The organism is Selenomonas bovis DSM 23594 (assembly GCF_000381005.1).
Taxonomy (GTDB): Bacteria; Bacillota; Negativicutes; order Selenomonadales; family Selenomonadaceae; genus Selenomonas_C; species Selenomonas_C bovis.
The window spans coordinates 1-24,414 of record NZ_KB908410.1; the positions used below are offsets into that span (position 1 = coordinate 1).

The window sequence follows — 24,414 nt, forward strand, 5'->3', positions numbered from 1 at the left end:
TCGGAAAGTCTTCGGAGTCTGCTGTTTACTCGCTGCTCCAGGTAATAATTCCGCTGAAAGAATTCCTTGGCGTTCATGCCTTTTCCGCCTCCAGTCGTGCAATCAGATACTCCGGATCAAGTGATGTGGGATTCGTTGGCTTTATAGCCGCGGCTGAACTGTTCGTAGTGCTTCTCCATCAGGGCTTTGTGTTCCGCGCAGTAAGCGCTGCCGGTAACCGCCCGCTTCGGACAGCCCTCGAACTGACAGCCGCGCTGCGGCGCGTAAGGCATGTCCGTTTCTCCTTTCAGGCATAAGAAAATCCCCGGAAGGACTGCCCTCCGAGGCCTGTTGCGGCTGTGCCGCCGTTTCATTCTTTTTTGCTATTGTAATAATATCACATGTCAATACTGCCATTCACTGACATTGACTGCCAACTTTCATTCCGGCACGGAAAAGTTCTGCAGAGCCGTGCCGTGTATCCTGTAGACCGTCCGCTCCGACACGTTCATCAGCGTGCTGATCTCTTCCCATGAGCAGTCGTTCAGGTAGCGGTAGCGGAGAACCATCCGCTCCTCGCGGTTGGACAGTCTGTCGATCGCTCTGCTGATTTCCGCCTTGAGCTTTACAAGCATCTGCAGCTTCTGGTCAATTTCACGCTCTGTCTCGTCGATCATCTTCAGCGCGTGCACAAACGGCGCTTCCGTCGGACGGTTCGGATTGTAATGCACTTCAAAGCTGCTGCCGGACACTCGTGTTGAAAAGTCGCGCCAGTAGTCGATTTCTCTCAGCAGGCTGTTTATCTGCACGTCGAGGAGTTTGCCCTGCTTCAGATATTCCTTGGCGGTCATGCGTCCACCTCCTTTCGGAGGACGCGGATTAGAGACTCGCCGTCAACCGACGTCAGGACTTTGTACCAGTCCGACCAGAAGAACCTCTCGATGTTTTCTTTTTCGATTTTTGCGGACTTGTTTGAAGGGTTCATCTTCAGCAACTTAAGCGCCGTTCTGTAATCCCTGACAGCCTGCAGAACGATGGCGTTCGCAAGATTCTCGTAATTTTCGATACCGCTCATTCGCGCACCTCCCGATATTTGCCAAAGGGGATGTGTATGCGTTGGAGCGTTGATGATTTGAAGCGATGCGCGTTGAAAGAATTGTTCAGCGGCTCTTTTTGCGCTGATAATAGGCTTTTGCCTTTTTGCGATTCCTCGCGTTCCGGCATTCCGGGCTGTCGCAGTACTTCTGCCGTGAGCCGTTCCTTATAAACGGCTTTCCGCAGTTTTCGCAGACGGCGAATCCGGGGATGCTGTTTTTCAGTATATCCTCCACCTCGCCGTACGACCTTACCACTGCGGCAGTGCCATCGGCCTTGCGGATTTTCCCAATCACGGCTTCCTGCGACCTTGTCGGGCTGCCCTTGTCCGTCTTGACCTCGAACCCGTAGAACCGTCCGCCTATGCATGCGATAATATCAGGAATGCCCGCCGTCCCGTACATGCCGCCGTGCTCTTTCCAGCAGAAGCACCCCGGCACGGTTTTCAGATATTTCAGTATTGATCTTACAATATCCGACTCGCTCATTTGACACGACCTCCTTTCGTCTGACAGGTAAAATGGCGTAATTTCGCGGTTTCTGACACGTTTGACACGAAAAAATGCATTATCGCGTATGGAATAAAAAAAGTGGTATTGGCGTATATTTTTTCATATATATATGGTGAGTTAGGAAACTCGTGTCAAACCTGTCAGACGTGTCAGATCATCCTGGAATATCGCATACCCTGATCCCGTTCAGCACGCGCCTTTTGCCAAGGCTGTCGATGCCGCGCTCTATGGATGGATAGACCGTGGTGATCTGCTGCACAAAGTTCTTCTGGGCGTACGGCTTCATGCCGCATTCCTCGCAGTACGCCTTGTAGGCGTTGAAAAGCTCGGTCGACCCTGCGGAGTATGAAGCGTCCATTTCGCACCTGTCCTTGATAAACGACAGCACGGAATCCGACTCCTCGCGGTACTGCTGCAGCTCGTCACGGTTCTTCTGCGTCTCGGAAAACTTGTACCTGTTGTTCATGAGCCGTTTCAGCCCTTCCAGGGCGAACAGGAAAATGCCATCCGCTTCCGCGCGGAACTTCTCCAGAAGATCCGGATCACGCTTCTCCTGCGGCACGGCGTGATTGAAGCGGATGATAATGAGCCTGCGGTAGAATCCCTCCGACCTGTCGCCGTAATTCCTCGGTATGCTGTTGCACGAGAACAGGAGCCTCGCGCAGCACTGGAAGGAAAACGGGTTCTTGTTTTTCTTCTCCACAGTCAGGTAGTCCTCGCCGACAAGCGCCTTGAAGATGCCGTTGTCGTCGATGTTCTTTGTTGGCAGGTCGGCGAAGATATTCGCCAGCTTGCCGAAAAGCTCCGCCGTCTTGAACCGCTCGTTCAGCGCCTGCCATGACACGTTCGACACGTTCTTTTTGCCGAGGAGCACGTCGTTCAGCACTCTCAGCAGCACGGACTTTCCCGCGGACGCCGCTCCCACGATGACAAAGCACTTCTGCGCCGAGTTCACGGGTATCAGGAAATAGCCGAGCATTTCCTGTATCAGTCCGACCTGCTCCATGTCGCCGTCCATCGACTCCTTCAGGAACTCTTTGAAACGCGGGCAGTCGGCATCTCTGTCGTAGGTTACGTTCAGCTGCACCGTCGAATAGTAGTCCGGCGTATGCGGGATGAGCGTGTCCTCGAGTACGTTGTACAGGCCGTTGCGCACATTGATGATGTACGGGTTCGCGTTCAGCTCGCGGATGTTCTTCTGCACGAGCAGCCGCCACTGTTTCTCCGCGTCGGCGATCTGGTTCATTTTGGTTTCCCTCATCAACATTTTCTCCTGCACGAGTCTCTGGGCTTCCATTTCGGACATTTCAACATAAACGCCGCCCTGATAGATGAAGTGCTGCTCCGCCGAATAGAACACATGCTCCTTTTCCGACATTTCCCGCGCAAGCACGCCGGGAAGGAACCGCAGCCCCTTTTCGGTCGGCTCGTACCAGTCGGGTACCGACAGACCGGCCTTCGCCCTTTTCGCGACCCTGCCGGACTTGTACGATTTGCTTTCCTCGCGGTATATCTGCATGAGCGATTTCAGGAACGACGCTTTTAGGCCGAAGTGCTTCTTTATTTCCTCGCTGATGAACACATCCGCCATCACGGCGTCCTGATTGTAGAGGTACTTGCGCACAAAATCCGCCGCCGTCTGCAGGTCCTCGACCGGGTTTCCCTCAACGGGCAGGTCTTTCAGTATCTCCGACAGCACCTCCGCCGTCATCGGCTGCCAGCACCACGCCGCCGGGGATTTGACCGGGCATTCTCCCTTTTCGAATTTCGGACACTTGAACCCCTTCTCGCAGATAGTCCTGCACATAATAGGGTTCGTGCCGCTCTCGAGGAAGTGGTTGATTTTCTTCTGCGTGCTGTTTTCCGAGTATCCCGGATACGGCGCGGACAGCTTGTGTATCAGCTCCGTCCCGCCCTCAAACGGCGCGAGGTTCGTGATCATCGCGTACCAGTCGTGCTCGGGCAGCGTCTCCGCGTCGTCGCGGCAGTGCTGAAGAAAGACGCAGGAGCGCATAACCTGCTCCAGTCCCTTCTCATTCCCGCTTTTCCTTTCCGCCGGCTTGAGGTCGACCTCGGGCAGGACGTCCGACAGCTGATTCTGCGTGTACTTTCTTTCCGGATGGAAGCTGACGCACGTCACCTCGACCGGTGTTTCCTTCTTGCAGTGCAGGAAGCCCGGCAGACGCATCACCCTCGATTCGTTGACGCACATCGAATCGCCGTCAAAGTGCTTTACGAGCTGCGTCTGTATCGTGCGAAACCACTCCACCTTCGCCGTCGAGTCCATGAACCAGTAAACATGATAGGACTTCTGCGTCTTCATAATCATGGAAGGAGGGAGCGGGAACGCCTTGATTTTCTTCATCTGCTCATCAAAGCCGCAGTTGTCCATTTCCACAAACTGGGCGTTGATGCGGGTAATAGCATCATCATCCTGTCCGCCGTAATTCACCACGAAGAATACGCCCCGGTCGAGCCTGTTGTGATTCCTCAGCGTTTCCTCTATGGTCTTGTACTTTCCGCATTCGCAGGAGAGCTTCGCTCCGGGGAACATCCCGCTCTTCTTGTCGTCGAATACGCGGAAACAGACCGTGTCAGTCGGATTGAAAAGACTGGATATTACATCAGCCGCCGTCACATTCATCCGCTCACCTCCTCAAATCCTGTGTCGGCACACCCTCAGTCTCAGACAGCATCCTGTCTCGGCTTCGGGCGACCTCCTCAAAATACCTGACAGGAATACGCAGGCGCTTCGCTTCCTCAATCTCCCGTTCCATACCGGATGAAATTTTCCCAAACGCCCACACCTCGTCGCACACCGCGAGAAGCGCCATTCCGAACAGACCCCCGAGTTCGCGCTCCTCCGGCACATTGTCGTCCAGCATCTGCGGGTAGAGGAGATGGCTTGCTACGGGCATGTACCCGCTGTCTATCACTCGGCGGCAGTATGCGATGGCTGCTTTTGTGTTCTTTTCCGTGTCTCCGGCGTATTTCGACGCGACGTAGATTTTCCTACGGTTCCTGTCCGCAAAGCGCCTTTTCTGCTTCTGCCGGTATTCCCGCATGATGCGGTTCATAGCCATCCCGGCGGTCGGGTCGCTGTATCCCTCACTGTTCCTGTACATGCGTCCCGCCCCCGCTTTTCATCATGCCAAGCACCATGTTCTCCGCGTTCGAGCAGAGGACGACGATCCTTTCAAGCTTCTCCTGCATGCCCGCTTTATACGCGGACATCATCTTCATATAAACTTTGCTACCTTCCGCGCCCGTGAACAGGTAATCTGTACTCACGCCGAAAAAGTCCGCCATCATAAGAAGCGTTTTTGCTCCCGGATATGTCATGCCGCGGCGGTATTCGGATACCGTCTGCTTTCTCACGCCAAGTCCGTCGGCAAGCTCCTTCTGCGACGTCCTTTTCCCTGTCATGGGGTGCTTCTCCATCAGACGGAGCAGCGTATCTGTAAAATTGAATTTCCTGTCTGTGTTCATGCCTTAATCCTCCAGTTCATCCAGTGTTCCGAAAGTCCTGCCCGCCGACGCTTCCGCCACAAGCGGGAGGTCGAACTCGGAAAACGGCCGCAGCTCCATGCATTCCTTAATGAAAAGAATCGCTTCCCTGAGCCTTTCTTCCGGTATGACAAATGTGAGTTCATCGTGTATCTGCAGGATGGGCTTCAGCCACGGGCGCTCCGGCAGTCCTTTTAGGAGCCTTCCGAGCGACAATTTGATAATGTCCGCCGCCGTTCCCTGGATCGGCGTGTTCATACTGCAACGCTCCGCGAAGGACTTCTTTCCCCAATCGTCCGAACGGATGTCCGGCAGGTAGCGTCTCCGGCCGAGCCATGTCTCCGCGTACATCCGCCTTGCCGCGTCCGCCTTCGTTTCCTCCTGCCAGACGGTCAGCGCCGGATATCCTGCTTTCAGATTTTCGATGATCTCCTTACACTCCTTTACGGATTTATCAACCCCCGCCTTGAACTTCAGCGTCCGCTGCAGTCCCCGCGGGAACAGCCCGTAGAACGTGCCGAAGTTCACGTTTTTCGCGATCGTGCGCCTTTCCTTGTAATCCGCCGCGTGCTTGTCACGCGCCTGCTCATAAGGAATGTTGAAAATGACGGATGTGGTCGCGGCGTGGATGTCGCCGCCTGTTTTGTAAGTATCCATCATGATTTTGTCGCGGCAGTAGAACGCTCCGACGCGAAGCTCGATCTGGCTGTAATCGCACGAAACGATGAGACAGCCTTCCGGCGCCTTCACGAAATTACGCACTCCGATAGGATCGCTTCCCTTGCGCGGCATATTCTGGAGATTCGGAGAACTGCAGCTGAACCTGCCCGTGTCCGTGCTGAGAGAGTAGAAGTTCGGATGTATCCGCATGGTCGCGGCGTTGATGTGTTTCATGTAGCCGGTAATATATGTTGAGGATATCTTGTTCCATTTGCGGTACTCCTGCACCAGTTCAAAAAGGCGCGACAGCTCCGGTCGGTTTGTATCGCACCACTCCTTCAGCTGAATCATTACCGCGTCGTCCGCCGCCGCGCGGCTTTTCTCCGTTGTGCGGAAAACCGGGAGCTTCAGATCCTCGAACAGATACTTCTTGAAGGCGTTTGTAGAGCAGTTGCTTCCTATATTTACATCGCCGGTGACGGCCCTGATTTCCGCCCCGATTTTCTCCATCCCGCGGTTCGCTTCTGCTTTCCGCTCCTTCATCAGGTCAATATCTACCGGCACGCCGTTGTACTTCATAATGCCGAGGTAGACGGATGTAGGGGACTCGATATTCTCTACGATCCATCTGTGTCTCGGAAGGTATTTTTCGAACCAGTTGTTGAAGATGTGTTTCAGCCGGAGCGCAAAGTCCGAGTCGGCGCAACTGTAACGTACGGTTTTCGTGTCCGCCGGATCAAGCTCGTCAAAATGCCTGCCCTCCGTGACCGCCTCAAAAGACGGCAAAGGTTCCCCGCAGAGTTCCGCCGCCAGTTTTTTAAGCCCCGAGTCCGATAGTTTTCTGAATTCCGCCGAGGATTTCAGCGACATCTGGCTTGCCGCGATGGTGTCGTAGACAGGCGGCTGGGTAACGATTCCGTTCTTATACGCGAACATAGATTCATAAGAAAGGTTGTGCGCTATCTTTTCTATTTTCGTACTGCTCAGAAAATCACGCAGGAAACGGTAAAAGACATCCGCGTCCATGTTCTTACCCATTCTCTGCGCCACGGGTATCATGATCCCCGTCCGTTCGCTGACGCTTATGCTCATGGTGCAGATATGGCTCTTCGCCGGATCAAGCGTGGCTTTGTCCTCATCGCGGTAAATGTCGTCGGGCGCAGTTTCGAAGTCGTAGGCGGCTTCCTTTGCATCCCCGATATAGTCAAGAACTTCCCGGAGCGTTGTGACCGCTCTGTAGTCTGTTTTTGTTTCCATATATATTCAGTCTCCTATGAGAACAGCCGGAAGGAGTATCCCTCCGGCGCTCCCGCAATGTTTCTTATTTCAGCGGTTCGATAATTTCGCCCGTTTCCGGATCGACGGAAGTCTCTTCATATCCGGCGAGGGAAGCGACCGTCAGGTTCGCAGCATACTGCTTCACCTGCTCAATCAGCGGCGTCACATTTTCCACCTCATAGCTGTTCAGCATACGGTCGAAGGAAAACACCGCCTGCGAATAAGTGATGCCCGACGCGCTCGACGCCTTTTTCAGGCTGATCCTAGTCACGATCCTCGAAAGTTTCCTGCCTTTGGAAAGCTGGCGCTTCACGTACTTCGTGAAGTCCTTGAGCGAACCCGTCGGCAGGGACAGTGTGACGGGGAACATCTCATTCTCCATCAGGATGTAGAGCATCCTGCGGTTCTTGCACGCCTTGGCCTGACCCTCGCCGCTGCCGAAGCGGTTATACGGGCATTCCGCGCAGAGTCCTCCCGGATCGCCGGTGCCGTTGACTCCGTCGAAGGAGCCGCAGTCCGGCGGGTTGCTCCCGCCCTGATACTTGTCCCTGTAGTAGGCGTAGGCGGGATGGTGCAGAAGAATGATTCCCCTGATTTCCTTCACCATTTCCGTGTCGTCGTTGTCGCCGGGAATCTCGAACGCCGTCGCTCCTCCCGCCGGAATCTTCACCCTGTCAAAGGTCAGCTGGAGTCCCGCGAGATCGTCCGCCGCGTCCGTCAGCGCGTCCGTATTGGCAAGCGCGGCGTACCCGCTCTGCAACGCCATTTCCGTAGATTCAGTATCCTTTTTCATAGTCATTTCAATGTCCTCCGTTTATTCAAAAGTCTCTGTTCCTGTCATTGGCGCATTGTTCCTCGTTTCTAAGTCCATCAGTCAGCCCTTGCGTACGCCGACAGTCACTTTCTCGTAGGCTGAGATAAACGGCTCGAGCCATGCGGGGATTTCATCGGCGTTCGCGGCTTTCTGCTCTCTGACGAACGACGACAGCGTGTTGCCGTTCACCGTTTCCACGACGAGAGAGCCGTAACCGTTGTCCTTGAGCGCCCGCATGAGAGCGTCCCTGCAGCCCGCGACGGGCGAAGCGAAAAGCCGTGTGTTCAGGTAGAACGTGCTGCCGTTCCTGGAGAACCGCTCCACTTCCTGCTCCGCCATCATGTCCGACAGCTGGCTGTCCAGCTGTTCGATTTCGGCGTTCGTTTCCTTGACCTGCGCGTCCAGTTCCTTTTTGCGGTCTTTGGCGACCTTGAGTCTGTCCGCCAGTTCAAAAATCTGATTGTTCATGGTGTATCGCACCTCCTTCTAATACCTTCCGGAAAAATCAACCCCCTCTGATCCGCCCTCAGGCGGAGAACGGATCAAGACCTTTCCGGTAGTCGTCGACCAGCGATTTCGCGAGGTCAATCTTTTCGCGCAGGGAGCGCAGGATTTTCCTGTCCACAGTTCCTTCGCACACGAGGTAGATATAATGGCAGTTTTCCTTCTGGCCGACCCTGTGTATCCTTGCCTTGGCCTGGTCGAAGTTGCTCATGCTGTAATCAAGGGAGTAAAAGATCATCGTGCTGGCGGCCGTCAGCGTGATGCCAAGCCCCGCCGCCGCGATCTGCCCCACGAACACACGGCAGTCATCGTCGTACTGGAACCTGTGGATCTCGCCGTCGCGGTCGGAGATTCCGCCGCGCACAACGGCGTACCCGATCTTTTTCTTTTCGAGAAGCTCCTGAATATCGTCCAGTTCAGGCACGAACCGCGCCATGACGACAATCTTTCTTCCTTCATCCATTGCCGAGTCGATAATGTCGGACAGCGCGTCGAGCTTCGCCGTGCTGATATGGTGTTCGCCCGTGTCGTCGTCCGTGATATGCCCGCCGGTCACCTGCGAAAGGCGCAGGAGCTTTGTCAGCACGTTCATCGCCGTGACCTCTCCGTTTTTCAGTTCCGCGAACGAGTCCTTCTCCAACTGCCTGTAAATCTTCATGGCCTTCGGCTCGAGCGTCACCGTCCTGACTTCCTCCGTTATTTCCGGCAGGTCAAGACATTCGGCCTTTGTCACCCTGTACGCGACGCTGTGCATGCGCTGAAGGAAATCGTCCAGCATCCACTTGCGGAAGCGCAGGATGTGGTTCCCATAGCCGACCATGTCGAAATATTTGTTGCGGAACGAGTAGAAGCTCGTGCCAAAGATGATGCTGTTCAGGAAGCGGTACTCCGAGAAAACGTCCAGCTCCTTATTCGTAATAAGCGTCCCGGTGAGCAGGAGCTTGTACCTTGCCTTGTCTCCGAGCGCGTGCATCGCCTTGCTCTGCTTGGATCGGTTCTCCTTGATTTTGTGCGCCTCATCCGCAATCACGAGGTCGGCGTTGTACCGGAGCAGGTCGTCCGCAAGGATTCTGGCCGATTCGTAATTCACAACAACGACCTGCAGACCATCGCCGGATATTTCCTTCAGCTGTTTCCGCTTCTTATCGCTTGTCCCTGTCAGTATTGTCAGCGTATATGGGAAGTCAGCGAACTGCGAAAACTCGCTCTGCCACACGCCGAGTATCAAAAGCGGCGCTACCACAAGGACACGGCTTATCTTTCCGGCCTGGAAAAGGACGCCCGTTATCCCGATGGCGGTTAGCGTTTTGCCGCAGCCCATTTCCATCAGAAGCGCAACTCCGCGGCTCCTTGAGGCGGACGAAACAAGCCCGAACTTCCCGCAGGCAAAGTCGAAAGCCGCCTGCTGGTGGGCGTATGGCTGAACCTTTACCAGCATGGGCAGGGATGGATTAGTCGGCTTCGGCATGATCGGCACCCCCGTCCCTGACTTCTCTTATCTCAATGCCGTCCACGGTTTTTCCGAGCGTCAGCACCAGAATCTCCGCAAAATCCCCGAACAGGATCTTCAGCAGACGGTTCGGGAGAACCATCGTCGTTCCCGTGACCAAGCGCTCCCTGTTCCCGCTGCGGTCGGCGATGTTGATCCGCACTTTGTGTTTCAGATTTTTCATGTAAGTCCTCCATTTCTCTGAATGTGATCATCAATTGAGGAATCCCGTCTTCCTCTATTGCCTACCGAAAAAATCAACCCTCTCTGTGGAGGGACTGCCGGGGAGGACTCCGGCAGCCGGTCCGGCGCTTCATGCGTCAGTCCTTTTTGTCCGTCTTGCGGCGCTTCACAGGCTCTACCCCGAAAGCTTTCTTCGCCACTTTGCGGATCATTTTGTTCTTTCGGTTGTTCATCGCCTGCGGAGTAACGGGCTTGCCTGTGCGCACGGCTTCTTCCTGCCGGATCTGTTCAAGCTGCTTGCACTCGCCGTAGTGGGAGAAGAACAGATCCTGCTGTTCCGGCGTGAAGTCTTCTTCAACGACACGGCGAATTTTTTCGGCGTTCGGCTTTTCGCGCCTTTCCGCGTCTTCGGTCAGATCGGCATGGGGAGCTTCAATCTGGTTCCACGGATCTCCCTCGTCGCCGTCTTCCGGGTCTGACTCATACGCTTTCCGTCTTTTCTCGAATCCGGGATCACGGAGTTCCTCTTCATAGCGGTCGATAAGATCCGAATCGTGGTCCATCTGATCGAGGAGAAGGATGATATCCTCGGTCACTCCGTCCTGACCCGCTGTCAGGACAATCGTGTCGTAGCTGTGCGTTTCCTCGTTCCAGCGGGCGTAGGTGTAAGTCAGGCAGTCGTCGCCGGCATGGTGTTCGCGGGCAGGGTTGTAGCCGCTCTTCCGTTTCTTAGTTTCGTTGTGATTCTTCATCATTGTGCCTTTCCGTCCGTTGCCGGGCGGAAGGACACAAAAAGAGCCTGCGGTTTGAAGATGAACCGCAGACTCCGGCAAATCCGAAAAATGGCGCAGAAATCTAAACGGTGCGATACATCTTCATCCGAACCAGGCTTTTATTGCCATGGTTCCAGACTCTTATGCACCCCGCCGCCCTTATAGCGCTATTCGGACTTTGAGATATTGTTTTCTAAATGGTTTATGATTAAACAGAGGATCACTTTAAGTGTTCTCCCTATAGCTTTCTCAGGTCATAGGCATCACCCCCTTTCAAAGGCGTAAAACAAAAAAAGCCGGAGTCACCATTTCCCCGGAAAAAGGGAAAATGATAACTCCGGCTATTTGGTAGCTCGTAAAACGGCTCCGTTGCTCGGTAGCTTATCGTTATATTATTTTGCTTTCAGAGTTAACTGTTCTGCATGCACTTCTTCGTTCTGAACAGAAATTGAAATGACTTTTCCGCACCGCGGGCATTTGATTTCCATCTCACCTTTTGTGTCCGGTGACAGATCAAACAACCGCTTGTTATTACAACACGGGCAGCCAACATGAATAGCCTTCTGGTTCACTTATTGCACCTCCCGTATTGCTTTACTTAGGTTCGATTCTCGGCTTAATGGAAAGAATCTTCGGACCGGCATCAAGAGTACCAGGCTTTAATCCCATCAGATCTTCCATATCCCGCGTATTCAGCCATATACCTGCATCGCGGAAAGCTCTAACAAGTTCTCTCGCATTCAAATATCCACCATCAAAAAGCACGTCTATTGCTCCCTGAAATATGGTGCTGTTAAGATTTCCCGGAACATCCCCCGGTTCGTGTGTCCTCCAGCCTTTCTGTGAAATCTGGCGCATCATGTACTGAAACTGGTTTACGCTGATAATATCGAGTTGCCTTGCCCTGTACATCATTGCCTGCATCGAAACACCCCATTTCTTCTTGAGTGAACGATAGAACTCTATATTCGTGGCATATGGGCTTACCATTTTTCCGAATGATTCTCTCGGGAGCAGAAACGCGCTTGCAAACATATTAGCCTGCCGTTCAATAGCATTGAATTCTTCGCGATTTAAATCTTCATTGCTTTCATCCCAATTGTGCATCATAATATGACCGAGTTCATGTGCCATATCAAAGCGGAGTCTTTCTCTTGGCTTTTTCCCAAGCGCAAGGGCAACAATGTACACGGAATCCCCGTTCTTCACATGCACCTTCTGACTGAAAGCGTCGATTTTATCGTCAACATTACGGAATCCAGTCATAACAATGCCGTTGGATTCCAAAAGAAACTGCATATTTTCAATTGGAGCATTTCCAATTCCCCAGGCCTTTCTTAATGATAATGTCAGCTTTTCTATTTTCTCCTGCATCTCCTCCGGTTCAGCATTAACGACATCGTCAGCATCAGCATATATTCCCATAGGAAGAGTGAGATGGAGAGCGGGGAAATCCACATAATTCAATAGAATTTCATACATTTTTGCTGTGTATTCGAGCTTCTTCTCCTGGGCATTCTGCTCCTTCTTTTTTGCGGCAGCCTGTGACCTGAAATACGTATTAGTCGTTACCGTTGTGCATTTATCTTCTGACAGGAAATATTCTGACGGAAAGTCAAGATTTTTTGCTATTCTCTGAACATTCTCATAGGGCGGCACATTTTCTTCGTTTGCATACAGTGACAGTGACTGTCTGCTTATGCCGGTTTCCCTGGAAAGCTCCGCCATTTTCTTTCCTCGAAACTGCAACGCGTCGCGTAGACGCTGACCGTTAAATTTCATTATATTCATATTCATCAAACGGGAAGCTTAAGCCCGTTTTTCCTCCTCCTGTCCTTTTGCCGTAACAAGTTCATCTTGTCTTGGAGTCTCTTCGTTTTTCTGCTTCGCTGTCTTCACTGTCACAAGGCTGCGTACGTCATTCTGCGTTGTTTCTTCACCATTGAATTCTGCGGTCAGATCGCCAAAGTCAGGTTTCAGGAATCTGTCAAGCGAATATTCCTTAACAGTAGCAAGATTTCTGTCAATTAATTTTGCAGCGATATATGTAACATCCGAGCCCGATGTCTCATAAACTACGACCAGATGCTTATAGCCGTCTCCTGCAAGGACGTCTTCCCCCATAATAGTTTTAAAATCATCGGCATACACATCATTGCTGAATTGTGACATCCCAGGGAAAAGAGTCATCTGCGCACAGATCGGCTCTATATCCGCATTCTCGATATTGGCAATGGTCATCTGATAATGTGGGCTTGTCCGGTCCTTTTTTCTCGGAATTGCATCAAGTGTCTGCTTAGTGCAGATGGCAATAGTCACCTTATGCTCACGGTCAATAAGAATCCTGCCTTCCCAGGCATATCTTTTGAAAGTTTTCAGTTCAACTGTGTCCGAGACTACAAAATTTCTGAGATTAGTGTTGATCTTGTCTCCACGTACCAGCTTTAAGGCGTTATGAGTTTCATCCGGATTATCTGCAAGATAGTCACGGATATCGGGTCCCACACCCTTTACCACAGCTGCGGTGATTCTCTCGAACAACTTGTCCATATTGCTAAAATTGAAAGATTCCGACATAACAACCTCCGAATCATTAATCGTTGTGCATTTAAAATTGAAGCATAGTATGTCGCGGCGCACTAAAAGCCGCCTGACATAAAGTATTTTACAATGTCAGGCGGTTTTTGTCAAGCGATGTGCTATTTGAATCAGAATCTGTAAATTAATATTCTATTTTATATAATTTTATCTTGAATTGTTTATAAGCTTTGTTTTATTTGTCAAGTAAGGTCGCGCTTTTTATTTCGTCTGCAAGTTCTGGTAACCGTTGTTTGCGTTTGACCTTACTTGCAATCTCACATTCCCATACAATGATCACACGCCAGCCCATTTCTCGCAACTTGTTTATTTCCTCTTTATCTCTCTCAACATTACGATTAAGTTTTGCTTTCCAGTAATCGTGATGAGCGGCTGGTATCGTAGCTTTCCGGCATCCGGGATGCTGATGCCAGAAGCAGCCGTTAACAAATACGACGGTTCGATATTTCGGAAGGACTATATCCGGAGTGCCTGGATACCGCTTGTCATTTTTTCTGTACCGAAACCCCTGTGAAAAAAGATATTTTCTTACAAATTCCTCCGGCTTTGTATTTTTTGAGGGAACGCACGACATAATCTCGCTGCGTTTCTCAGTTGTAAATGTGTCCATTTTATTTTGCCAGAGCACTTATTGCTTTTGCGTACGCGGTATAAAGCCTAACGGCTCTGCGGCACTGCGACTTTACAGACACTGTCAACTCGAGAAATTCATCATTTTTTTCCAAATTATACAGATAGTGTTCGTCTTCATCCCAGTCTTGTATTCTATCGACTCTGCGCATTCTGCAAACAGTATTTCCTACTACTCTTTTTGAAAAATTCGTATTTTCAGTTAACCACTCTTCAAATCCCTTCGCATCAATCATTTTTGTTTCCTCCGTATTCTCCAATAACCTCCTTAACCCGCTCGGCCACATAATATGCGAGGTTGACCGGAACCGCATTTCCTATCATCTGCTCCACATCCGTTTTACTGCCTTGCCATTTGAAATCCTTTGGAAACGTCTGAATCAAAGCTCGCTCTTGTGTGGTCAGTGCCCGCAGGTTTTCAGTCACGGGACATGGATCGTTCGGATGTCCTGGATATCCCTTTGGAACTGGACGATTTACGCCTCTCATTGTGGGAGCCGGCTCGTCAATGGAAAAAATTCCGCGCCTGCTGTAATTTCTCGGATGTCTGTAATAGTACTCAAATCCAAGAGAATCGCCGAAATAGTCCCGCAACGTCATCGGCTTGTCCGCAAAATGCGCTTTGAACGTTTCTTCCGCAAAGCCATCCTCTTTGCCAAGAGCACCAAAACAAATAAACCGTTTCCGTTTCTGCGGCGTTCCACACAGACTTGCGTCCAGCACCATTTCCGTCAGACCGTACCCCGCCTTTTTGAACAGTTCACGCGCGTCGGCGTATGCGTGACTCTTCCTGGCGCGGTCAACATTCTCCATGACAAAATACTCCGGACGAATCGCTGTTACAATCTCAGCGTAGTTCTCCGTCAGCGAAGCTCTGTCCGCCTCGATACGTTTACCCGCGTGGGAAAAATCCTGACAAGGAGGACCTCCTATGATCATCTCCGGATTTATGTTTCTTATCTTTTCGACCGCTGCGGCGGTGTCAGACAAATCCATCCTGTAAACAGGATGCTTGAAATTCAACTCATAGCAATCCGCAGCCGTATCCCAGAACTCAAACGCTGCCAGAATGTCGTACCCAGCCTTCTGAAATCCGAGCGACATTCCGCCGCATCCAGCAAATAAATCGACTATTGTCATGCGCAACTCCTTTCCGATCTTGTAAGCAAAGACCGTTTTATGCTATAATATATAATAGCATATTTGTAAGTAGGCGTCAAGTTGTTGACGCCTGGAAAGGATGATTTTCATGTCCGCAAGCGGATTATACGGTATAGAGCACAGCAACAGAAAGCCGCAGCAGCACTGGACAAAGAACTGCTTCAACTCATCGTTCCCGACCGCCTTGGCAAATTATATGATGGATCACAACGCGCCAGCGATTTACGTTAAATTGGCGAACATCGGCGGCGACTTGAAAGTCGTATGCGATGAAATTTCCATAAGAGATGTCTTCAACTGCGGTGACAGGAAGCCCACAGACCTTGAATTTGACTTTGAGTCAACATACGAGCCTTATCAAAAGTATTCTTTCACGCCCATCGATGTTATTGATCTGGTCGTAAAGGATTTGAACGGCAGCTTCCTGGCTCCCGTCGAATGTAAGCTTACTGTTCTGCCAACAAGCACCACTTCTTCACGCCCGGAGGATCAATGGGGCTGCGAGATTGTTTATCGCGCTCCTACCGCATCTTATTGCGCACTATCCATCTGGGACAAAATAAAGGACCATTCGCATGAGGTTCGTGAATTTTTTGAAGAGGCATGCGCCGATGTCGGCTCTTGGACCAACGATTTTGAGATGAGGCACAAAACCAACAATCTCTGTCAATCGCTAAATGCTTTTGAAGCGGAGTTTTGCAACCATCAGATGCCTCTTGTGATGGAACCGATTTGGAAAACAAAGGGGCAGTCTCTAATTCTGAGCGAGGACTGCTTCGACATCGTTGTGTGGTCTAATCTGGCGTTTTCACGGCTTTTTATTGATTCGGCAATCAGTGAAACAGCTGCGGCCGTTCCTTCAAAGATGAGCCGTCCGATGAGAGCGTCGTCACGAATGGCGCGCTGCCTGTGGGAACTAAGCAAATCTGGAAAAATCCGTATGGAGGATATCTACCGTCAGATGGCGTTCGACATGCAGAACGACAAGGAAGCCTCCGTTCCGGGCGACCGTTGGAGAAGATACGTCACAGTCGACAGAATCACGCATCCATCGTTCTCAAGAGACATCATAAATGAAATCATAGAACCGGGTCATCTCGACAACCTGAAGCCGGAAAGGCGGCTTGATCAATCGCTCTACATAACCACTTTGGCTGAGAAATTCAGCAAAGAATAGCATCATAGCCTTACAGCGTTTGCCTCGCACGGAGTTCTTTTCTGGCGGGGCTTTTTTCTTAGACCAAGTGCGCTCTTTTCATCATAGAAAAGCTGCCAGCGAAGAACCTTACGGTCATTTATAATCCCATGCATATGACCACGCCGACTTCAGCAACTGCGTGGTTGTTTGTTATAATCCTTCAAACCTGTCCTTAAGGAACCGCTGATTAATTCGGCACTCCGTCTTCGCGCGTCTGCACTGTCCTCTCGTCGTCGACAAATCCTCAGCACAAAACGCGATGGAGCGTTTTGCCGCTACGCTTCCGGTTTGTCTCCTAGAGAGATACAGCGCATCCACGCAAATCCGGAGCACCTCATTTAATCAGTGGTTCCTTAACATAACACTCGTGGCAGCAGTACTTCCTGTTTCTGTCCCCATACGATGTGAACATCTTCCCGCAACCCTGACACGTATGCTCATAGTAGGCTTTCCGCTTGATCAGTTCCGGGTGGTTGTTCCACCATTCGTTCCGGCACTTGTCGCAGCAGAAGCGCTTCCTTTTCTGCTTTGCAATCTGCCGGATTTCCTCGCCGCAGTTCGGGCAGAACGTTATGTCGTCAGTGTACACAACCGGAGTTTTCACCGGCTTTGCTACTCCGCCGAGTCCGTTCCGCTTGCAGTACGACTTGACTGAGTTCAGGTTCAGTCCCAGTTTGTCGGCAACTTTCCTGTAGCCGTAACCCCGTGACCTCAGCATCTCTATCCTTTGTTTCTGTTTATCGCTTATCATAAAACACCTCGTCATCCTTTCTGCTGTATTTCGGAATTCCCGTCTTAAGGGTTCTGCCGTCTATGAAGCGGAACTGCAGCGTCTTGTCCGGCCGCACGGTAATCTGGCTGATGGTTAGTGCCAGATTCTCCTCGTCCGAGAGCATCCCGGAAATGTCCCTGCTTTTCAGCTCCGCCATCCATTTCCTGACCTCCGCGGTTCTGTCAGCCGGAAGAATACCGGCAAGGATATCCGCTAATACATCAGTCAGCTTTTTCCTGACGGCAAGCGTCCTCGCGGCATCGTGAACGAAAAAGTGGAGCGCCTTGTCCGCGACATTGTGCGTCTTGCAGGGCAGAGGCTTCCGCCATCGGTTCCTGCACTGCCACATAATCGTTCTGTACTTGTCATTTGCGTGCCACGGACGCGGTGTGAATTTACCGCCGCATTTTCCGCATACCAGTTTGCTTGAGAGCATGGTCACGCCCGAATACCGCTGGCTGTCCTCGCATTCACGCTCCTTCATGCGTTCCTGCACATAATCAAAAAGCCACGGGAAGATTATCGCCTTGTGGTCTTCTCTTACATAATACTGCGGCAGTTCGCCTTCGTTTTTCTTCATCTTCTTTGTAAGATAATTGACGGTGAATTCCTTCTGGAGTCTGCAATCTCCTTTGTATTTCTCGTTTGACAGGATCCTGCGGACGGTTTAATACCACCATTTTCCGCTGTCTCCACATGGCGGTTCAGCGCCTTCATCCATCATTATTTTGGCAATCTGAAAGGAAGAGTAGCCCTGCAGGAACAGAAAGAATATCCTGCGGACTTCGTCCGCCTGTTCCCCGTTGACCACTATCGTGTATTTCTCCTCGCCCTTGTCGTATCCGAGGAAACGGCTGTACGCGAGACTCATCTTGCCGTCCGCGAAACGCTTTCTCTGTCCCCATTTGACGTTCTCGGATATCGACCGTGATTCTTCCTGTGCCAGCGAGGACATGATCGTCAGTAAAAACTCGCCCTTGGAATCCAGTGTGAAGATGTTTTCCTTTTCGAAGTACACGCCGATTCCTTTTTCCTTCAGCTTGCGAATAATGTTGACCGTATCCACGGTGTTCCGGGCGAACCTCGAGATGGATTTCGTCAGAACAAGGTCGATATCACTGTTCAGACAGGAGTCAATCATTCTGTTGAATCCCTCGCGACGGTTCGTGCTAAGACCGGAAATGCCGTCGTCTACGAACACTCCCGCAAACTGCCATCCGGCATGCTGTAGTATCTTCTTCCTGTAGTAATCCGTCTGCGCCGTAAGGCTCGATTCCTGATCCTCATGGTCAGTAGAAACTCTGGCGTAGGCAGCCACACGCTGTACCGCCTTTTCCGCTTCCTTTAACGTCGCAGGACGCGGCACGGCGCTGATTCTCGTAATCACTCTATCTTTCATCCACCGTCACCCCGTCTCCGATTTCGCCGCCGGCCACATCGACCTCGAGGAACGGCGGCTCAAAATGCTCCTGCAGCTTCGACAACGCAAGCCGCGTTTCATCCAGCGAGAGAACACCGTCGCGTTCCAGATTGCCGAGCAACCATTTGCACACCCTGTAGTCCACTTCTTTCGTTAACAAGTTCAATCACTCCTTTGTTTTTAGGATATGACATCTATCACTCTGAATGCCCTGAAAGTCAAGGAAAACGGCGATTCTAAAGGGGTAACTTATTGTGAACACACATAACGAACCGGGCTTGGCACATCGTTACTGCATCCCTTTTTAGTTACACAATAGGGTATGCATCGTTTAGCGGTTAGGAGAGCTTCACAGATACGAACCCCGCCGGATTTGTATGGAATACGCGTCGGCGGATGGAGTCGGGATTCACATTTTGACACAAAAAATCCCTGCACACTGCTGAATGTACAGGAACACTTTGATTGCGTTGTTTTTGAGAATATGTAACGAAAGAGCCGTCTGTGGAAGTCAGGCGGCTCGTATCATTTCGATGACGGGTTCATCAAGACTCTTCAGTGTGCTTCTTCCACGGGAACTGCCCTGCATACTTCGAGAACAAAATCAGCGATAGTCTTACAGGCATCCCACACCTCCTCCATCACACTATTTCGCTCACCAGAGCGAAATCTCCTCTATATCCTGCTCTTTCACGAGCGGGACAGGCGAAAGATCCGTGCCGCCATCCAGCCATTTCTGTATTTCCGTTCCGGCAATCCTCATGGGCATGCGGTCATGAACCGGGCGCACAACATCATCAGCTGGCTCAGTGACGATGGCAAAGGCACCATTTCTGCGGATACCCGCTAGGAAAAGAGTCTTCTCCCGCGCGCCGCGAAAAGTGACGCGCTGCTTGTTCGCATCCCACTCGTAGAAATGCCTGGCGGGGACGATGCAGCGCCTGCATGCGGTGAATTTCTCAGCCAGCGTTTCAGAGCGGGCGTTGATGATCAGCCCGCCCTTGCGCGGCAAGCCCCAAGTTAAAGTGACGGCCAGACTGCCGCTGATGAGCACGGGCGCGGGATTCCCTGGCCGTACGTCCCCCACTGCCTGTTCTTCCTCGTGGTGGAAATACGGTCTCAGCCAGTTCGCCGTGTATTGATTGATTCCATACCTGCTGCACATCTCCACCGCCTCCTACTGTTTCCAGTATAACGCAAAACAGGGGTCGCCGCTCATAAGGATTTCCCGGAATATCTGTTTCTCAAGAAATATTTTTTGACAAGGTCAATTGCTAATCACACGCACTAAAAAATTCCCCAACAACGAACAAATGCTATCGCTACTGGGGAATTCTCATTATAGAGCACAACTCATATATCCATAGGCACTGGATCCATAGCGTGGCAGGAGGCGTCAATGCCTTTCAGTTTGCAGTGAAGTTCCCTTTCGATGCCTTGCCCTCGATGTAGTCGAGGATAGCCGCGAGGTCACTGTCGATGCCTTCGCACTTACCCTTGCTGTTCAGGAAAATCTTCGTCGTCTCGTCGCCCATCTCCAGGTTCTCATCCTCCGCGCAGGTCTCGCGGAAGGTGTACTGGCTGAGGGGTAGAATTTAAAAATTTATTTTTTATAAATAATAATTCTTTGTTGTTGATTTCCTTACAAAAGAGCCCTATAATAGCCATAGTGTTCATTTATATGCTGCTTTCTACAGCTCACGCAGGCCGTCCGTCGTCGGCAAGGCGGCTGCCCGTGCGCGCTGCAAACTACAAAAGGAGGTTTTTCCATGGCCGCTGATTTGAAAGAATTACAGGCACTCCACGTCATTGACTCGCTCTCGGAGGTCTGCCTTGGAAAGGACTACTGCGGATCGTGCGAACCGGGCACATGTCTCATCCGCTACGCGCAGGACGGGCTCCGCAAATGCCTGAAGGAGAAGATCCTCTACGTCTCGGACGGGACGAAGAACATTCCGCACGGAGATTCGAAACTCTACCGCGAGGAGGCGCTCATAAATGGCATCGCCAACATCCTCGTCAGCTGTCGATCCTGCCAATACGAACACTTCGAAGACTGCATCGTCAGCGTCATCCGCAACTGCTACGAGATTGCGCTCTTCGGTGATGTGCGCCCCTACGACGGCAGCAATTTCCACTACCTGACAAAGCTGGCCAGCGATGGCATGCCTCAGGCTGACGAGATCCTCGCAAGATTTCAGCAGATCAAAAAGGCACGTGACGAAGAGCTCGCCAAAAAGTGAGCCGCAACCCCTGCCCGGAGATGTCTTCCACAAAATCGATTTCCATAAAAGACGGCATTGCAATCAGCCTGCGATGCCGTCTTTTGCTTTCTCAATCAATCTTGTCGAAGGTCTGCAACCTTCTTGAATGTTTCCTCCGACATCCCCGCTGCGGCCGCAGCATCTTTCAGGCTCAGGAGCTTGGACATGACCAGAGATTTCAGCGTTTCCATACGGCCTTTTTCCATACCTTCCTTACGGCCCTTTTCCATGCCTTTTTCCATACCTTTTTCCATACCGCGTTCTTCGCTTCTGCGCAGTTCCATGTAGTAGGTCATATACTCCACCTTCATTTCCTTGTTCTCTTTCGCCACTTCCACGGCATCGGCAATGGTTTCCGTGAATTTCCCTTTCGGGGCCTTGCCCTCGATGTAGTCGAGAAAGGCCGCGAGGTCGCTGTCGATGCCCTCGCGCCTGCCCTTGCTGTTCAGGAAGATTTTCGTTGTCTCATCGCCCATTTCCAGCGTCGCATCCTCCGCGCAAGTTTCGCGGAAGGTGTACTGGCTGAGGTTCCTGTCTAACGGGTCGAACGTGCAGATAAAGATGATGTACGTCTTCCGCAACTTCGTGTAGAACTCGCCCTTATTGAGCACGTCCATGTCCATCATGTCCTGATAGTAGCGCGTGCGCTTTGGGAGCTCGGCGGGATCGGCGTAGTCTGTCGTCTGCATCTCGATATCGTAGAGCATGCCCTTGTCGTCCTCGACGTAGACGTCGAGTCTTACTCTCTTGCTGTCGCGGCGGACGTTGATCCCCTTTTCCGTTTCCGGGAACATGATCTTTCGTATCTTGATGTGAAGGATCTTCTCGATGAGTCGCTTGCAAAGGCGCTTCTTGCGCATGACTTTCTGAAAGATGAAATTATCCGCAATGGTCAGGTTTTCCCAGATTTTGTTGGCCTCGCTCCTTGTCATTTCCTCCATGGACGTCACTCCTTTCTGATTCAATTATACGCTTATACGCTGACGGGAACGCTGCTGGCAAGAGAATCTATTGATGCCAAGAGCTGCCATTGCGCGCAATATCAATACTGTCTGACAGCAGCATGCGCCTCTCTCCCCATCTCCTGCAGGTATTTTTTGAACTCGTTGGTCACAATCCAATACGTTGTACCATCGTAATAGCTAAACCGACAGTTGGCATCGTTTTCCGCGAAGCGCCGCAGGCGCTTTTTGTCCATCTGGAAATACCATGCCGCATCCTCGAGGGTTTGCTGGAAGGGTTCTTTCCCACCGGGGCGAACGCGCTCCTCCTCTTTCTTCGCGAAATGCCGACGATAGAGCGCCTCCATCTCCTCACGAAGGATGATATAGCGACGATTCATAAAAACAGCGACCTCCGGATGTTCCTTGGCGAATGTCCGCAGTGTTTTCTCTCCTATGTGGAAGTACGCTGCCGCTTCCTTGATACTTAGGGCAAATTTTTCTTTGACTGGCAATTCCATCAGATACGCCACCTTTCTTTGAAGTGGCTCTATATTCCCTCTGATGCAATGAAAAGTCAAATGAAAAATGCGCGATCCATCATCTGCCGCATCAGACGACGGTCCGTCATGTCGAAAAGCGCTATGTATCAAGCATGGCAAGCACTTTTTTCAAGCGTAGTAAAACGGTAGTACCTTCTTCGTCCACCACCGTACACCCCCCGCCACCACGAACTTATGCCCGCCCGCCGCCTCGAATGCTTTCGTGATGCCGTGGCAAACAAAAAGTATCCGAAACACCGAACCATCCTCCTCAAACCGCCGTACAATGCCGCGTTATGCCGCATGGAAAGGGCGCGCACACCTCCGGCCAAAATCCGGTAGTACGCGCAAAATACGGCATATCACGGCGGTGTAACGTAGTAAAATCGTAGTAAAATTTGAGCCTTTTACTACTCTCGCGCTATCGCGGCAAGTCCTTGCAAATCGTTGCCTTTCATTATAGCAAACTCAACGCACACCCGTCCACCTTGCGGGCATCGCGCGCCGCCCTTACATGAAATCTTCCACCCGCACTGCACCCTTAGAACCTGACACAGCAAAACGGCAGCCCAGCAAACATGCCAGGCTGCCGTTTCGTCGTTTTTCTCACGCTTCACGGGAAAACTTTATGACGCTGTGCTCCTTGCCGGAGAGTTTCTCCAGTTCTTCCCTCGCCGCCTGTGATTCCGCGACGCGCCGCAGTTCCGCTTCCGCATCCTCCAGTCCCAGATGCGTGTAGGTGTTCATGGTGACGCTGATGTCGCTGTGTCCCATGAGATATTGCAGCGTCTTGGGATTCATGCCTGCCCGCGCCATGTTGGAGCAGTAGGTGTGACGGCAGATATGCGGTGTGATAGGCGGCAGCTGCTCGCGGTAGATTTCATTGTATCGCTGCCGCGCGTGCTTGAACCGATGCTCCCAATGCATCGCCACCTCCGGCATGCCCTGCTTGTCATAAAACAGGAACCCCGTACGGCCGCCGATGATTGGTTCTACCGCAGGCGCCTGCCGGTCTTCCAGGATAGCGGCAAAACAGCGGCAGACATCATCTGTCATGGGAATCTTGCGCGTACCGGCATTGGTTTTCGTTTTCTCTATGACGTACTCCATGGCGCTCGTGCGCTGCAGCTGGTGGTTGATGTCGATGATGCGGTTTTCCATATCAAGGTCCCGGATGGTCAGTCCGCAGAACTCGGAAATACGCATCCCGGTATGGAACAGTATGTAGAACACCTCGTAGTATTTCCCGTAGCAGCCGCTGTCATGGACGAATTTCAGGAAGACCCGCATCTGTTTCGGCGTCAACGCCTGCCGCATGACGGAATCATTGACCACGACGTTGACAAGCGGGAAGGAGAAGGGGTTGCTCCTGAGCATTTCATCATCCACAGCCATCTGGAAGGCCGGGCGCAGCACACCGCGCACACTGTGGATGGTGCTGTACCCCTTGCCGTCTTCCTGCAGCTTGATGAGGAACAGCTTGGCGTCCGAACGCTTGACGTGCCGGATTTTCCGTTCGGCAAAAGATTCTTTTTTCAGGAGGTTGCAGACGAAGCCGTAGTTCATTTTCGTATTGGGGCGCACGCCCGTCTTCGTCCGCAGGTAACGGTTCACCAGTTCGAGCACTGTCATGTTCTGCCCCAGCGGGTCGGAAAGCGTCGCCATGTCCACGCCGAGCTGTTTTTCCATGGCCCGCAGCGAAAGGCACGGTTTCTTCCCCGCCGGCAGCCTGTCCGTGTCTTCCAGGCGCCAGCTGTAAAAGAAATGCGGCTTTCCGTTGACCTGGTATTTGTACTGGTAGCGGCCATCCTTCCTTATGGATTCTCCCTGCCGCAGCAGTCTGTTCCTGGCATCACGCCTTCGTTCTGCCATAGTATCACGCTCCTTTTCCCTTCTATCTATCACTCTGTCTGCCTGAAAAAGCAACTGTTTTCTTCACGCGCCGCCGCTCTTTCTGCCGCCCGCCTAAAAAATTCCTTATTTCTTTCTATATGCTTTCTGCGCTCTCAAGGAATGCCTCCAGCTTCTTGCGGATAATCATATAGCGGTTGCCATTGTAGACGGCAAAGCCATGATAAAGATTGTTTTCCGCCA

General features: G+C 51.7%; 31 protein-coding genes. 2 read left to right on the forward strand and 29 right to left on the reverse strand.

Annotated features, from left to right (window positions below; all coding sequences use genetic code 11):
- Window positions 1-116: 116 nt before the first annotated feature.
- The 19 genes from F599_RS15625 to F599_RS14245 all read right to left on the reverse strand — a co-directional run bounded on the left by F599_RS15625 (window position 117) and on the right by F599_RS14245 (window position 15,162).
- Window positions 117-272 carry a hypothetical protein gene (locus tag F599_RS15625; RefSeq protein ID WP_019543595.1) on the reverse strand — a complete coding sequence of 52 codons (156 nt, stop codon included), beginning with the start codon at window positions 270-272 and terminating at the stop codon, window positions 117-119.
- Window positions 273-419: 147 nt separating this feature from the next.
- Window positions 420-830 carry a DUF1492 domain-containing protein gene (locus tag F599_RS0111120; protein ID WP_019543596.1) on the reverse strand — a complete coding sequence of 137 codons (411 nt, stop codon included), beginning with the start codon at window positions 828-830 and terminating at the stop codon, window positions 420-422.
- Complete coding sequence (locus tag F599_RS0111125; RefSeq protein WP_019543597.1) at window positions 827-1,054, reverse strand: hypothetical protein; 228 nt, start codon at window positions 1,052-1,054, stop codon at window positions 827-829. Before F599_RS0111125 ends, F599_RS0111120 begins: the two co-directional genes overlap by 4 nt.
- A gap of 85 nt (window positions 1,055-1,139) precedes the next feature.
- A complete protein-coding gene (locus tag F599_RS15900; RefSeq protein WP_019543598.1) occupies window positions 1,140-1,562 on the reverse strand; it encodes a VRR-NUC domain-containing protein in 423 nt (140 codons plus the stop codon).
- 178 nt (window positions 1,563-1,740) lie between these two features.
- The gene (locus tag F599_RS0111135; RefSeq protein WP_019543599.1) at window positions 1,741-4,230 is read right to left on the reverse strand and encodes a DNA primase family protein; all 2,490 of its coding nucleotides are present in this window, start codon (window positions 4,228-4,230) and stop codon (window positions 1,741-1,743) included.
- A 4-nt stretch (window positions 4,231-4,234) separates the two neighbouring features.
- The gene (locus tag F599_RS14235; RefSeq protein WP_019543600.1) at window positions 4,235-4,711 is read right to left on the reverse strand and encodes a DUF7768 domain-containing protein; all 477 of its coding nucleotides are present in this window, start codon (window positions 4,709-4,711) and stop codon (window positions 4,235-4,237) included.
- Window positions 4,695-5,075: a helix-turn-helix domain-containing protein gene (locus F599_RS14910; protein WP_019543601.1), complete on the reverse strand. Its 381-nt coding sequence runs from the start codon at window positions 5,073-5,075 to the stop codon at window positions 4,695-4,697. The genes F599_RS14235 and F599_RS14910 overlap by 17 nt, the downstream gene beginning before the upstream one ends.
- A gap of 3 nt (window positions 5,076-5,078) precedes the next feature.
- Window positions 5,079-7,010, reverse strand: a complete 1,932-nt coding sequence (locus F599_RS0111150) for a bifunctional 3'-5' exonuclease/DNA polymerase (RefSeq protein WP_019543602.1) — start codon at window positions 7,008-7,010, stop codon at window positions 5,079-5,081.
- 64 nt (window positions 7,011-7,074) lie between these two features.
- Entirely contained in the window at window positions 7,075-7,830 is a 756-nt protein-coding gene (locus F599_RS0111155) for a hypothetical protein (protein WP_020700583.1), read from the reverse strand.
- Between the two features lie 75 nt (window positions 7,831-7,905).
- Complete coding sequence (locus F599_RS0111160; protein WP_019543604.1) at window positions 7,906-8,313, reverse strand: gp33 family protein; 408 nt, start codon at window positions 8,311-8,313, stop codon at window positions 7,906-7,908.
- Window positions 8,314-8,371: 58 nt separating this feature from the next.
- Window positions 8,372-9,817, reverse strand: coding sequence for a DEAD/DEAH box helicase (locus tag F599_RS0111165; protein WP_019543605.1), 1,446 nt, complete (start codon window positions 9,815-9,817; stop codon window positions 8,372-8,374).
- A complete protein-coding gene (locus F599_RS0111170) occupies window positions 9,801-10,022 on the reverse strand; it encodes a hypothetical protein (protein WP_019543606.1) in 222 nt (73 codons plus the stop codon). The genes F599_RS0111165 and F599_RS0111170 overlap by 17 nt, the downstream gene beginning before the upstream one ends.
- A 136-nt stretch (window positions 10,023-10,158) precedes the next feature.
- Complete coding sequence (locus F599_RS0111175; RefSeq protein WP_019543607.1) at window positions 10,159-10,776, reverse strand: hypothetical protein; 618 nt, start codon at window positions 10,774-10,776, stop codon at window positions 10,159-10,161.
- A 410-nt stretch (window positions 10,777-11,186) separates the two neighbouring features.
- Window positions 11,187-11,366, reverse strand: coding sequence for a hypothetical protein (locus F599_RS15630; protein WP_071592875.1), 180 nt, complete (start codon window positions 11,364-11,366; stop codon window positions 11,187-11,189).
- Window positions 11,367-11,388: 22 nt separating this feature from the next.
- Window positions 11,389-12,591, reverse strand: coding sequence for an ImmA/IrrE family metallo-endopeptidase (locus tag F599_RS0111180; protein WP_019543608.1), 1,203 nt, complete (start codon window positions 12,589-12,591; stop codon window positions 11,389-11,391).
- A 12-nt stretch (window positions 12,592-12,603) separates the two neighbouring features.
- Window positions 12,604-13,371, reverse strand: coding sequence for a DUF5986 family protein (locus F599_RS0111185; RefSeq protein WP_019543609.1), 768 nt, complete (start codon window positions 13,369-13,371; stop codon window positions 12,604-12,606).
- A 196-nt stretch (window positions 13,372-13,567) separates the two neighbouring features.
- Window positions 13,568-14,002, reverse strand: a complete 435-nt coding sequence (locus F599_RS15230; RefSeq protein WP_019543610.1) for a very short patch repair endonuclease — start codon at window positions 14,000-14,002, stop codon at window positions 13,568-13,570.
- Window position 14,003: 1 nt separating this feature from the next.
- Window positions 14,004-14,258 carry a hypothetical protein gene (locus F599_RS15905; RefSeq protein ID WP_211209092.1) on the reverse strand — a complete coding sequence of 85 codons (255 nt, stop codon included), beginning with the start codon at window positions 14,256-14,258 and terminating at the stop codon, window positions 14,004-14,006.
- The gene (locus tag F599_RS14245) at window positions 14,251-15,162 is read right to left on the reverse strand and encodes a DNA cytosine methyltransferase (protein ID WP_019543612.1); all 912 of its coding nucleotides are present in this window, start codon (window positions 15,160-15,162) and stop codon (window positions 14,251-14,253) included. Before F599_RS14245 ends, F599_RS15905 begins: the two co-directional genes overlap by 8 nt.
- A gap of 109 nt (window positions 15,163-15,271) precedes the next feature.
- Here F599_RS14245 and F599_RS0111195 point away from each other — a divergent pair, with 109 nt between their 5' ends.
- Window positions 15,272-16,360: a HindVP family restriction endonuclease gene (locus F599_RS0111195; RefSeq protein WP_019543613.1), complete on the forward strand. Its 1,089-nt coding sequence runs from the start codon at window positions 15,272-15,274 to the stop codon at window positions 16,358-16,360.
- A gap of 355 nt (window positions 16,361-16,715) precedes the next feature.
- Here F599_RS0111195 and F599_RS0111200 read toward each other — a convergent pair whose 3' ends face one another.
- From F599_RS0111200 to F599_RS16190, 6 genes are all read right to left on the reverse strand, one after another.
- Complete coding sequence (locus F599_RS0111200) at window positions 16,716-17,132, reverse strand: sigma-70 family RNA polymerase sigma factor (RefSeq protein WP_019543614.1); 417 nt, start codon at window positions 17,130-17,132, stop codon at window positions 16,716-16,718.
- Window positions 17,119-17,808: a recombinase zinc beta ribbon domain-containing protein gene (locus tag F599_RS14915; RefSeq protein WP_338141065.1), complete on the reverse strand. Its 690-nt coding sequence runs from the start codon at window positions 17,806-17,808 to the stop codon at window positions 17,119-17,121. Before F599_RS14915 ends, F599_RS0111200 begins: the two co-directional genes overlap by 14 nt.
- 12 nt (window positions 17,809-17,820) lie before the next feature.
- On the reverse strand, window positions 17,821-18,540 hold the full coding sequence (locus tag F599_RS14635; RefSeq protein WP_211209094.1) for a recombinase family protein: 720 nt from the start codon (window positions 18,538-18,540) through the stop codon (window positions 17,821-17,823).
- A gap of 1 nt (window position 18,541) precedes the next feature.
- Window positions 18,542-18,733, reverse strand: coding sequence for a hypothetical protein (locus tag F599_RS0111210; protein ID WP_019543617.1), 192 nt, complete (start codon window positions 18,731-18,733; stop codon window positions 18,542-18,544).
- 495 nt (window positions 18,734-19,228) lie between these two features.
- Complete coding sequence (locus tag F599_RS14255; RefSeq protein WP_019543618.1) at window positions 19,229-19,738, reverse strand: SOS response-associated peptidase family protein; 510 nt, start codon at window positions 19,736-19,738, stop codon at window positions 19,229-19,231.
- A gap of 241 nt (window positions 19,739-19,979) precedes the next feature.
- Entirely contained in the window at window positions 19,980-20,108 is a 129-nt protein-coding gene (locus F599_RS16190; protein ID WP_019543619.1) for a hypothetical protein, read from the reverse strand.
- Window positions 20,109-20,342: 234 nt separating this feature from the next.
- Here F599_RS16190 and F599_RS14260 point away from each other — a divergent pair, with 234 nt between their 5' ends.
- On the forward strand, window positions 20,343-20,816 hold the full coding sequence (locus F599_RS14260) for a hypothetical protein (protein WP_019543620.1): 474 nt from the start codon (window positions 20,343-20,345) through the stop codon (window positions 20,814-20,816).
- Between the two features lie 95 nt (window positions 20,817-20,911).
- Here F599_RS14260 and F599_RS0111230 read toward each other — a convergent pair whose 3' ends face one another.
- The 4 genes from F599_RS0111230 to F599_RS0111245 form a co-directional block, all read right to left on the reverse strand.
- Window positions 20,912-21,778, reverse strand: coding sequence for an Rpn family recombination-promoting nuclease/putative transposase (locus F599_RS0111230; protein ID WP_019543621.1), 867 nt, complete (start codon window positions 21,776-21,778; stop codon window positions 20,912-20,914).
- Between the two features lie 101 nt (window positions 21,779-21,879).
- The gene (locus tag F599_RS15910; RefSeq protein ID WP_019543622.1) at window positions 21,880-22,299 is read right to left on the reverse strand and encodes an excisionase; all 420 of its coding nucleotides are present in this window, start codon (window positions 22,297-22,299) and stop codon (window positions 21,880-21,882) included.
- A 150-nt stretch (window positions 22,300-22,449) separates the two neighbouring features.
- Window positions 22,450-22,578, reverse strand: a complete 129-nt coding sequence (locus F599_RS16195; protein WP_019543623.1) for a hypothetical protein — start codon at window positions 22,576-22,578, stop codon at window positions 22,450-22,452.
- A gap of 348 nt (window positions 22,579-22,926) precedes the next feature.
- Complete coding sequence (locus F599_RS0111245) at window positions 22,927-24,192, reverse strand: site-specific integrase (protein WP_019543043.1); 1,266 nt, start codon at window positions 24,190-24,192, stop codon at window positions 22,927-22,929.
- Window positions 24,193-24,414 lie beyond the last annotated feature (222 nt).

Bases quoted from the DNA above. Each gene is read 5' to 3' on its own strand.
- F599_RS15625 (WP_019543595.1), bottom strand. From the start codon at position 272: ATGCCTTACGCGCCGCAGCGCGGCTGTCAGTTCGAGGGCTGTCCGAAG.
- F599_RS0111120 (WP_019543596.1), bottom strand. From the start codon at position 830: ATGACCGCCAAGGAATATCTGAAGCAGGGCAAACTCCTCGACGTGCAG.
- F599_RS0111125 (WP_019543597.1), bottom strand. From the start codon at position 1,054: ATGAGCGGTATCGAAAATTACGAGAATCTTGCGAACGCCATCGTTCTG.
- F599_RS15900 (WP_019543598.1), bottom strand. From the start codon at position 1,562: ATGAGCGAGTCGGATATTGTAAGATCAATACTGAAATATCTGAAAACC.
- F599_RS0111135 (WP_019543599.1), bottom strand. From the start codon at position 4,230: ATGAATGTGACGGCGGCTGATGTAATATCCAGTCTTTTCAATCCGACT.
- F599_RS14235 (WP_019543600.1), bottom strand. From the start codon at position 4,711: ATGTACAGGAACAGTGAGGGATACAGCGACCCGACCGCCGGGATGGCT.
- F599_RS14910 (WP_019543601.1), bottom strand. From the start codon at position 5,075: ATGAACACAGACAGGAAATTCAATTTTACAGATACGCTGCTCCGTCTG.
- F599_RS0111150 (WP_019543602.1), bottom strand. From the start codon at position 7,010: ATGGAAACAAAAACAGACTACAGAGCGGTCACAACGCTCCGGGAAGTT.
- F599_RS0111155 (WP_020700583.1), bottom strand. From the start codon at position 7,830: ATGACTATGAAAAAGGATACTGAATCTACGGAAATGGCGTTGCAGAGC.
- F599_RS0111160 (WP_019543604.1), bottom strand. From the start codon at position 8,313: ATGAACAATCAGATTTTTGAACTGGCGGACAGACTCAAGGTCGCCAAA.
- F599_RS0111165 (WP_019543605.1), bottom strand. From the start codon at position 9,817: ATGCCGAAGCCGACTAATCCATCCCTGCCCATGCTGGTAAAGGTTCAG.
- F599_RS0111170 (WP_019543606.1), bottom strand. From the start codon at position 10,022: ATGAAAAATCTGAAACACAAAGTGCGGATCAACATCGCCGACCGCAGC.
- F599_RS0111175 (WP_019543607.1), bottom strand. From the start codon at position 10,776: ATGATGAAGAATCACAACGAAACTAAGAAACGGAAGAGCGGCTACAAC.
- F599_RS0111180 (WP_019543608.1), bottom strand. From the start codon at position 12,591: ATGAATATGAATATAATGAAATTTAACGGTCAGCGTCTACGCGACGCG.
- F599_RS0111185 (WP_019543609.1), bottom strand. From the start codon at position 13,371: ATGTCGGAATCTTTCAATTTTAGCAATATGGACAAGTTGTTCGAGAGA.
- F599_RS15230 (WP_019543610.1), bottom strand. From the start codon at position 14,002: ATGGACACATTTACAACTGAGAAACGCAGCGAGATTATGTCGTGCGTT.
- F599_RS15905 (WP_211209092.1), bottom strand. From the start codon at position 14,258: ATGATTGATGCGAAGGGATTTGAAGAGTGGTTAACTGAAAATACGAAT.
- F599_RS14245 (WP_019543612.1), bottom strand. From the start codon at position 15,162: ATGACAATAGTCGATTTATTTGCTGGATGCGGCGGAATGTCGCTCGGA.
- F599_RS0111195 (WP_019543613.1), top strand. From the start codon at position 15,272: ATGTCCGCAAGCGGATTATACGGTATAGAGCACAGCAACAGAAAGCCG.
- F599_RS0111200 (WP_019543614.1), bottom strand. From the start codon at position 17,132: ATGATAAGCGATAAACAGAAACAAAGGATAGAGATGCTGAGGTCACGG.
- F599_RS14255 (WP_019543618.1), bottom strand. From the start codon at position 19,738: ATGTGCAGCAGGTATGGAATCAATCAATACACGGCGAACTGGCTGAGA.
- F599_RS16190 (WP_019543619.1), bottom strand. From the start codon at position 20,108: ATGGGCGACGAGACGACGAAGATTTTCCTGAACAGCAAGGGTAAGTGC.
- F599_RS14260 (WP_019543620.1), top strand. From the start codon at position 20,343: ATGGCCGCTGATTTGAAAGAATTACAGGCACTCCACGTCATTGACTCG.
- F599_RS0111230 (WP_019543621.1), bottom strand. From the start codon at position 21,778: ATGGAGGAAATGACAAGGAGCGAGGCCAACAAAATCTGGGAAAACCTG.
- F599_RS15910 (WP_019543622.1), bottom strand. From the start codon at position 22,299: ATGGAATTGCCAGTCAAAGAAAAATTTGCCCTAAGTATCAAGGAAGCG.
- F599_RS0111245 (WP_019543043.1), bottom strand. From the start codon at position 24,192: ATGGCAGAACGAAGGCGTGATGCCAGGAACAGACTGCTGCGGCAGGGA.